Source organism: Bacillus cereus group sp. BcHK124, assembly GCF_027712065.1.
GTDB classification, from domain to species: Bacteria; Bacillota; Bacilli; order Bacillales; family Bacillaceae_G; genus Bacillus_A; species Bacillus_A pacificus.
Window position 1 is genome coordinate 290247 of the sequence record NZ_JAQFPJ010000006.1, and the last position, 8349, is coordinate 298595.

The window sequence follows — 8349 nt, forward strand, 5'->3', positions numbered from 1 at the left end:
TTATATTTATGAAACTTTTAAACTAGTAACAATGATTCATTACATGATTGTTACCAGTTTTTCCAGCGTCCCTCTGGATCAACACTTGCAAGTCTAACCCAACCATTTTGAACTTTTTCTCGAAATGTGAAATCATTATTTAGCAAACGTTCTATATATTTAGTAGGCGCTTGAATTACAATTAGTAAACGAAGTGGTGAATGATACGTCTCACGATCTGACTGCATAACGGATTGCCAAGGTAAACCTGGCAACAAATCACTTGCATTTCCTTGCATAACACCGAGACCTGCCGTGACGGTTTGTGTTGTTTTGTTTCCACTACCATAATAATGAGGGGCTACAGTTGAAGCGTAATATTGGAGATTGATCCACTGCGCTACTGTTCCTGGTCCCGCTATGATGTTAGCTAATATATCGCCACTTTCATCCTGTTTCCAATCATAATTATGAAGGAAAGCTCTACCTTCTAAGTCACAATCTTGAGTCAATTCACGCTGCCCGATAATAAAAGATGCATTACGAGCTAATCCCCATTCCGGACGTATTTCACTCCAATCTTCTGCAAATCGGTGTGCCTCTTTACTCGGATTTTTTATTTTCATTTTAAAATTAGGTAATTGCGTTAAACGCTCTCTATTTGCCTCTTGGCTCACATTTGGCATAATCGACTCAATACAATCAAATGCTTCTTGCGCAGCTTCCGAAAGTTCTGGGACGTAAATCCATTCCAATTCATCCACGGTCGTTTTATGTTCAGCTGCTGCAAAAATGGTGTCCTCAGGAATTTTAATGCCTTCAGCAGACAACGCCTCTCTTACTTCTGGAAGATTACATAAAGTAGCAAAAACTCTTGCATTGAATCCTCCTGCTGCTCCGCCACAAGCACCACACTCAAGCGCTGCAGCATAAGGGTTATTCGTACTTTGACTACTATGTCCGCACATTACAACTAAAGGCGCGAATTTTTCTGTCAATCCCACCATTTTTAAAGCTTGACGCACATAGTTCACTTTTTCTTCCTTCGTAAAACCGATCGGTATCTCACATTTTGTATCATGAACATGATTAAGTGAGAATGTTGTATCCGGCTTTTGTAACATCGTTTTACGAAGGTTACGAATGAAACTGCCTACTCTTCTTGGCACAAAACTTCTTGTCACCATTTGTAAACCAAGTAAAGGGCCACTTACCTCAGGTAGTAACATACTTGTCAATACATTTTGTTTCATCGTCTTAAACGTATAACTTACTGAGCTGTCTATCTTCTTGCGTTGTTTATAATTTTTAAATTCCTTTTCATCCGTGAGTTCTTTTATTTGATGTTTCGGTTTTAATATAACTGGCAAAGAAGGATGACTGTCATTACTACCTAATTCACTAGTCGCAATTGGTAACCCGAAGAAACCGGCTATTCCAAACGTTTCGAACGGACCTAATTTTTCTAGGTGGCGACGAAAAGGTTCTGAACGTACATCAATACAGAACGCTAATTGAGCTAATACATGTTTTTTATCATTCGTTGCACGTTGTTTAGAAGCGATCTTCTCCCTTAATTGCTCAGCATGCGTCTGTTCCCAAGCTTCCAGCCAAAGTTTCCTGCGAATATTTTCATCAAAACGATAGGAAAATGCTAATAATTCACTTTGTTCAGTGGCAGACATTTGTAACCATTCCTCTATTGAAATATCCCCCCAATAGATCCAAGAAGCTATAAGTGGGACAACCTCAACTTTTTTCTCAATCTTTTGATTTTTTATAGGTAAATAAGGTTTTACAATGGCTAGCTCCATAGAAATTCGGACTGCTAAATATTCAATCATAAGTTCCTGTTCCTGAATTGATTGTTGGGAACGCCATCGTATCATTCCTGCCCATCCAGGCAAAGCAAGCAAGTGACCTTCAAGGTAAGCTTGCTTGTTAGATTCAGAAATTCCTAGTTCAGATAATGCTTTTGTTAAAGCTCCCTGGGCATCTTGTGGCCAATCTTTTAAAACTTTACGCTCATTTTTACTGAGCGCTGGATCAAATGTAATAAGGTGGTGCCATGCACGATACAAGCCTTTCTCTCGGTTTGGCATCGTCCAGCTTGCCCCGGAGTCATCCAAATATAATTTACACCATTTAATGATGTGATAATTAAGAATATCAGATAGATTTTCACCCTTTTGATTCTCTATAAGTGTACTTACAGGTTGCATAGAAGAGTCTTTCATACTTCTTGTATTTATATAGCTCATTTCTTCTGCCAGTTTATTTACTTCTGGCGATGATAACAAACTAGAAGGTAATCTTTCTAACTTTAAAGCTTCTTGGCAAAAACGCTCCGCTTTCTCTCGCGGAATATGAAAAGATTGTGAATCAAGCCAACGAGACAAGCCACTTTGTAAAAATGATTCCTCAATCTCCCCTTTTGCCTTTGCCGAATGAATCATAGAAGCACTCGGATATATATCCACATTACGAATTTCTTTTAACCAATCTGCAACTTGTTCAAATGATTGTTTTTCAAGCCCCATCCAAGGGTGATGAGCTGCAAATGTAGCAATCGGCCAAAGTGGTGCAATCACTCGGCTAGCAGATTTAACTAAATCATTCATATTATTTTCTTGTACTTCAATGTTTGTCTCTTTCTTTTTTAAAGTTTCTTTCGTTACGATTGACGATACGCTCATCACTGATTACCTCCTTTTGATACATAATGTTTCAGATAGCTCGGATGACTTTCTACTGACTTTCGTCTCGCCTCACCTACTCGAACGAACCAAAGGTACATTACAGCAAATATTGTAGAAGATTGATTACGAGTAACGAGAGTACTAATAACACTACCAAATAATAAGAGACTTATAACAAAAATAACGGCTGAAGCTGAAGGTTGAACATTTTGATACATGTCAGTATGCAACCATTTATAAAGAGAGTTATGAACGGTAAAGTAAATGAGAGAAAATCCACTCAAAACAATTAAGCCAGCAATTCTTCCCATTCTTCCCTCTCCAAAAACAACAAGCTGTTTCCATGAAACGTATAATGACCAACCTAAGATGAACGCACTAACGAATTGATACCCCTCTCCAGAAGTCATAAACCAGAAAGTAAGTGCTATAAATAATCCGAAAACACGTCCGACTATCATCCATAAATTGGACATCTTTTCATTAGATTGCTTCACTCCCTCAAAACGTTGTACGGAAGAACCAGCTTGTAAAAACAGTGTGGCTTTAAATAAACCGTGTAAAATTAAATGAATAACAGCTGCTAAATAGGACCCTAATGCGCATTGAATCAGCATAAATCCCATTTGTGCAATAGTGGATCCTACTAGCTGACGTTTATAATCAACTTGGACTAAACTAATTCCTGTACCTATTAAGACAGAAATACTAGAGAAAATGAGTAAAATGATTTGTGCAATATCATCATGAAAAAGTGGCGAAAATCTAGTTAACATGATACCGCCAGCATTTACTAAACCCGCATGCATAATAGCAGAAACAGGAGTTGGCGCAACAGCTGATTCAATTAACCATCTTTGAAAAGGCCATTGTGCTGCCGGAATCATCACAGCTACTATAATCAATAAGTTAATTCCTGTTTTTTCCAATGTTCCGAATTGAGCTACATTTTCATTCGTTACAACTGATGTTAACTGCCACTGTCCAGTGATTTGAAAAAGCCAAATGATAGCTGCTAGCAAGGCGATCCAGCTTATTGTAAATAAATAGCCAGAGATTTTTGTTGCTTCACTAACTACTTTCCATCCTTTATTTAGACCTATGAGTAAAACCAATCCTATAAGAGTTGCTCCCCAACAAATAATCATGAAACGAAGATCATTACTTAACCATGCGACTGAAGATACACCTGTAGTAAATGTAAAAAGTGCAAAGTATTTTCGATATGAGCGATCCCCCAGTAAGTAACGTATAGAAAAACGTTGAATGATTAAACCAATTGTAAGAACAAAGAAAGCCATGAACCAAGCTAAAGTATCTAAATGCCAAGGCCCTACAACGCTATCTCCATTGTGATTAACAAGTGCGAGTAAAGAAACCAATGAAGGCAATGCAGCGATACCAATATGGATATGAACAAAACGTAAAGGTATCCTTGCATGTAAAAACAATAATCCACTTAGCCAAGAAGCACTAAGCGCCATAAAAAATAATGTTAACAATGTTGATGAACTTAGCGAAATTAACATGTAAATACTCCCTTCTAAACGAAAATAAACTGTAAGAATTCCTTTTCATTACGATAATTTTTTTAATTTCAATTTTCATTCACTCTTTTTAGTACATCGTTTTTTCCCATAAAAAAAACCGACAACTTCCATAATTCAATGATTTTATATCATCATTGAATTATGGAGATTGTCGGTTTCCCTTCAACTAACTTCAATAAAGTTTTTTGAAGAGCTCCCATTTTATAAAAGAATGTATGTATTACTCCTATTAAAAAGAAAAGTATATTTCTGATCTCCTAGATTATACAATCAATATATCAATTTATGTTATGCGCCATCTTTTCATTAAGAAACTTTTTCATTTAGTCAATATTACATATTAAAAAAATGCTAAAGCCTTAATTATAGCAAACAGTTAAAATAAGCATCTATTAATTTTTAAAACAATTATAAGATAAACCATATTAAGCAGTTTGTCAATTTTTTTATCAGTTTTTAAGATTTATTATACGTAAATAACTTCAAGTTTTTAATTATCATCATGTTAATAAATGTAAATAAAGTGCAAAACTTTTAGGTTTCTTAATTATCTCCCACTAGCCCTACGGTGGTTTTAATTTTTAAAACTTTTCCTCAAGATTATGAAACAATTTAAAAATCATTACTCGTTCACCTGTACGAGAGCTTATATCCGTATGAAAACTTTTCACTTTCTCTCCAGTTAATTCTAGTATGATCTCTTTCAAATCGTCAATTCCAGATTCAACTAGCTCCGAACGATTTTTCTTTATCGTTAGCATACCATCTTTCGTTTCGCAAACAGTATATTCAGCCGGTGTTAAAATACCTTGTAAATTTACGATAATCATATCTCGTAATATGTCTGTCTTAACAGATATAGACCCGCGTCCTAAGTAGTCCTTCTCCCAGTGCGTAATTGCTTTGCTTATCTCTGATTCAATAGAGCCTTTTGAGCTTTTCATCTATGTATCCTCCTTCAATAAAATAAATTTACAATAACAATATAATAATCTGGATTGATTTTATTTTCAATTATTGAGAAGAATTTATTGGGATTGTTGTATGGTAACCTTTAATATTAAAGTACATTTTTATATTGCGATATACGTTTTTTGGTTATCCCCAACAAGATACTCTTACAATAAAGGCTCTGTTGCATAGATTTCTAAAGGGGGCATTCCGGAGAAAGTAAGAAAGCTCTTGTAACGTAATACATAAACGAAAGAGCCGATTTCTTTATAAAGTGAAACTTTAATCAGTGGGGGTTTTCTTCATCCCCCACTGATTATTAGCCCTCACCAATCGGACTTTTATGGGCAGTTGATCCACCACCTAACTTCTTTGCTTTCGCTGAATTTTGAGGTGGGGGTCTTACTGCCCATTAAAGCGGGATAAAATAGTAAATTGACTTTTGTCTTAATTATTGATTTAGTAATAAAAACACTTTTTAAAAGAAATAAGCTTATACTATAGACGTTGATCTTTCTGGAAGTTTAAACGAAAATGCCCCTCATCACTATATATTCCAAATTCATACCCTTTCTCTTTATAAAATTTAATACTTTTAGGAAGAGCTTGTAATGATGGCCTTACTATTGAAATTCTATTATAATTTTGTAATTGGAATGAATTTGAATTACATAAAGAATCAGAAGAAATAATATGATTTGGAGGTATCACGATGAGCCTTTTAATTAGGGAGTTAGAAACAAATGATTTAGATAGTTTCCCGGAGATTGATGATAGTTTTATAGTAAATGCTCGGTTAATTCTTTCTCTTTCAAAGGTAGATAAACGCATAGAATATACAGTAGAAGACGTTCCGCGTTATGAAAAAAGTTATTTACAAAATCAAAATGATAATGAAGAACTCGCGTACAATGAATATATTAATAATCCTAATCAAGTAATTTACATAGCACTGTTACATAACCAAACCATTGGTTTCATAGTATTGAAAAAGAATTGGAATCACTATGCTTACATAGAAGATATAACAGTGGATAAAAAATATCGTACACTCGGGGTTGGTAAAAGATTAGTTGATCAAGCAAAGAAATGGGCAAAGAAAGACAATATGCCGGGTATCATGCTTGAAACGCAAAATAATAATGTCGCAGCATGTAAATTTTATGAAAAATGTGGATTTGTAATTGGTGGATTTGATTTTCTTGTTTATAAAGGTTTGGATAAGACAAATGATGAAGTTGCAATGTATTGGTATTTTCATTTCAAATGAAACTGTTTTTAACATGAAGCAAAGTCAAAATAAAACCCCCAATCTCTCTAAATTAAAATTGAGAAATTGGGGGTTTTTATTTAAAATAAGTAACTAATTAATAATCCTGCTGATAATAAAAAGCCAAAAATCGTATTTGTCATCGCTGTTGATTTCATGGCGATGCGCATATACCCTGGATCCTTTGCTCCTTTTTGGAAACTTTGAATGGCGGAGATTGGCTTTCTCAAACCTAGGAACATCACTAATGCCCAAGGGCTTATATAACCCATTAATACAATTACGGCAATCCAGAAATAAGCAACGAAAAAGGCTACCGCTAGTGTTACTATTGCTTTTTCTCTCCCAAGGAGGATTACTAATGTCTTTCTTCCACCTTTAATATCTTCTTCGATATCTCGGATGTTATTTGACATGTTGATTGCACCGACTAAAATTCCAATTGGAATGGAAATTAATACACTTTCAGTCGTTATCGTATTCGTTTGAATAAAGAAAGCGATGAGTACAAAGCATGTCCCCATCAATAATCCAGAAACTAATTCTCCAAACGGAGTGTACGCAATTGGTAATGGACCACCTGTATATAAATAACCAACTGCCATCCCAATTAAACCAATGACGACTAACCACCAGCTACTATTCATACAAATATAAATGCCAATAAGTGCTGCTACTACGTACAATAAAAGTGCGACTGTTAAAACATTTTTTGGTTTCAATCCATGACGGACAATTCCGCCACCAATTCCAACAGAATCAGCTGTATCTAATCCACGTTTGAAATCATAGTACTCATTAAATAAATTCGTTGCGATTTGCAATGCTAAACATGCAACCATCATCGCAATAAATAACAGCCAATCAATTTTGGCAACATAAAGTGATGCCACTGTCCCTAAAATTACAGGAGAAAACGTCGCAGTTAACGTATGCGGGCGCGTCATCTTCCATATTAATTTAGCGGAACTAATTTCTTTTTCTGTCCCCATAACTCTGTTCAATCTCCGATACGATAAACTTAACTAAATCTATACAATTCAATCAAATTTACACAAGTTAGTGCTTCAAAGTGTTCTCGCAACCCCGAAGGGACGAGGGGTATAACACTCCACACGAGGCAGTATCGTTACCTCCTATTATCAAGCATTTATTTTACCCATCTTGATAAATTTATCGCAGCATTTACATCCCGATCGTGATAGCTATTGCATGAAGCACAACACCACTCACGTATTTTTAAACTCCACTGTCCTTCTGGTTGAACTGAATGGTCGTATTTTACGCCGCAACATGAGCAAATCTTGCTTGAGGCGAACCATTTATCAGCTTTTACATACGCAATGCCATACTTCTCGCACTTGTATGATAAACATTGAAAGAAGAAGTGTAATTTTTGAAAGGAAAATGCTTTCGATAGTTTTTTGTTTTTTAACAGGTTTGAGATAGATAAGTCTTCCACAACAATCCTCATTGGTTTGGTTTTCACCAATTTAGCTGTTGCTTGATGGACATGGTTATTTCGGATATTCGTAATTTTCCTAGATAACCGCAGGTGCTCCGCTTTCGCTTTTTCATATCCGGCAGATTGAATTTTTACACCTTTTTTAAATCTCCTAGACATATCTCTTTGCGCTGACTTTTTCCTTCTCAAAAGTTTTTTAACTTTAGCATCTTTGTTTATATTTCGTTCTTTCATACCATTAGAAGCTACAAAAAGTTCTTTTAAACCAACATCCACACCAATCGACTCATTCGTTAGTTCTTGTGATTCAAAGTCTTCTTGGAACCCTACACTAATCCACCAGTGACGACCATCAAAGGTAACTCTTGGATTGGATGGTTTTTTATTTCTTGGTAGTTGTTGGCTTGTTTTCACTTCTCCAATAGACTGAATATG

The 8349-nt window shown here is 35.4% G+C and carries 6 protein-coding genes and 1 pseudogene; 1 reads left to right on the plus strand and 6 read right to left on the minus strand.

Features of this window, described 5'->3' with window-relative positions:
• Nucleotides 1-50: 50 nt before the first annotated feature.
• The 4 genes and pseudogenes from PDK19_RS13015 to PDK19_RS13030 all read right to left on the minus strand — a co-directional run.
• The gene (locus tag PDK19_RS13015; RefSeq protein ID WP_061661302.1) at nucleotides 51-2675 is read right to left on the minus strand and encodes a DUF2309 domain-containing protein; all 2625 of its coding nucleotides are present in this window, start codon (nucleotides 2673-2675) and stop codon (nucleotides 51-53) included.
• Complete coding sequence (locus PDK19_RS13020) at nucleotides 2675-4207, minus strand: NADH dehydrogenase subunit 5 (RefSeq protein WP_074615699.1); 1533 nt, start codon at nucleotides 4205-4207, stop codon at nucleotides 2675-2677. The genes PDK19_RS13015 and PDK19_RS13020 overlap by 1 nt, the downstream gene beginning before the upstream one ends.
• 602 nt (nucleotides 4208-4809) lie before the next feature.
• Nucleotides 4810-5172, minus strand: coding sequence for a DUF2294 domain-containing protein (locus tag PDK19_RS13025; RefSeq protein ID WP_016717920.1), 363 nt, complete (start codon nucleotides 5170-5172; stop codon nucleotides 4810-4812).
• 505 nt (nucleotides 5173-5677) lie between these two features.
• Nucleotides 5678-5794, minus strand: a pseudogene (locus PDK19_RS13030) (polysaccharide deacetylase family protein); the annotation flags it as partial.
• Nucleotides 5795-5891: 97 nt separating this feature from the next.
• On the opposite strand from PDK19_RS13030, the gene satA reads away from it, so the two are divergent.
• Nucleotides 5892-6449 carry a streptothricin N-acetyltransferase SatA gene (gene satA / locus PDK19_RS13035; protein ID WP_074615702.1) on the plus strand — a complete coding sequence of 186 codons (558 nt, stop codon included), beginning with the start codon at nucleotides 5892-5894 and terminating at the stop codon, nucleotides 6447-6449.
• An 80-nt stretch (nucleotides 6450-6529) separates the two neighbouring features.
• On the opposite strand, the gene menA is transcribed toward satA, so the two are convergent.
• Both menA and PDK19_RS13045 read right to left on the minus strand, forming a co-directional pair.
• Nucleotides 6530-7441, minus strand: coding sequence for a 1,4-dihydroxy-2-naphthoate polyprenyltransferase (menA, locus tag PDK19_RS13040; protein WP_000536382.1), 912 nt, complete (start codon nucleotides 7439-7441; stop codon nucleotides 6530-6532).
• A 158-nt stretch (nucleotides 7442-7599) separates the two neighbouring features.
• The coding region (locus PDK19_RS13045) for an RNA-guided endonuclease InsQ/TnpB family protein (RefSeq protein WP_270707253.1) at nucleotides 7600-8349 on the minus strand (750 nt) is incomplete at its 5' end.

Coding starts and splice junctions, on each gene's coding strand:
- PDK19_RS13015 (WP_061661302.1), bottom strand. CDS start 2,675: ATGAGCGTATCGTCAATCGTAACGAAAGAAACTTTAAAAAAGAAAGAG.
- PDK19_RS13020 (WP_074615699.1), bottom strand. CDS start 4,207: ATGTTAATTTCGCTAAGTTCATCAACATTGTTAACATTATTTTTTATG.
- PDK19_RS13025 (WP_016717920.1), bottom strand. CDS start 5,172: ATGAAAAGCTCAAAAGGCTCTATTGAATCAGAGATAAGCAAAGCAATT.
- satA (WP_074615702.1), top strand. CDS start 5,892: ATGAGCCTTTTAATTAGGGAGTTAGAAACAAATGATTTAGATAGTTTC.
- menA (WP_000536382.1), bottom strand. CDS start 7,441: ATGGGGACAGAAAAAGAAATTAGTTCCGCTAAATTAATATGGAAGATG.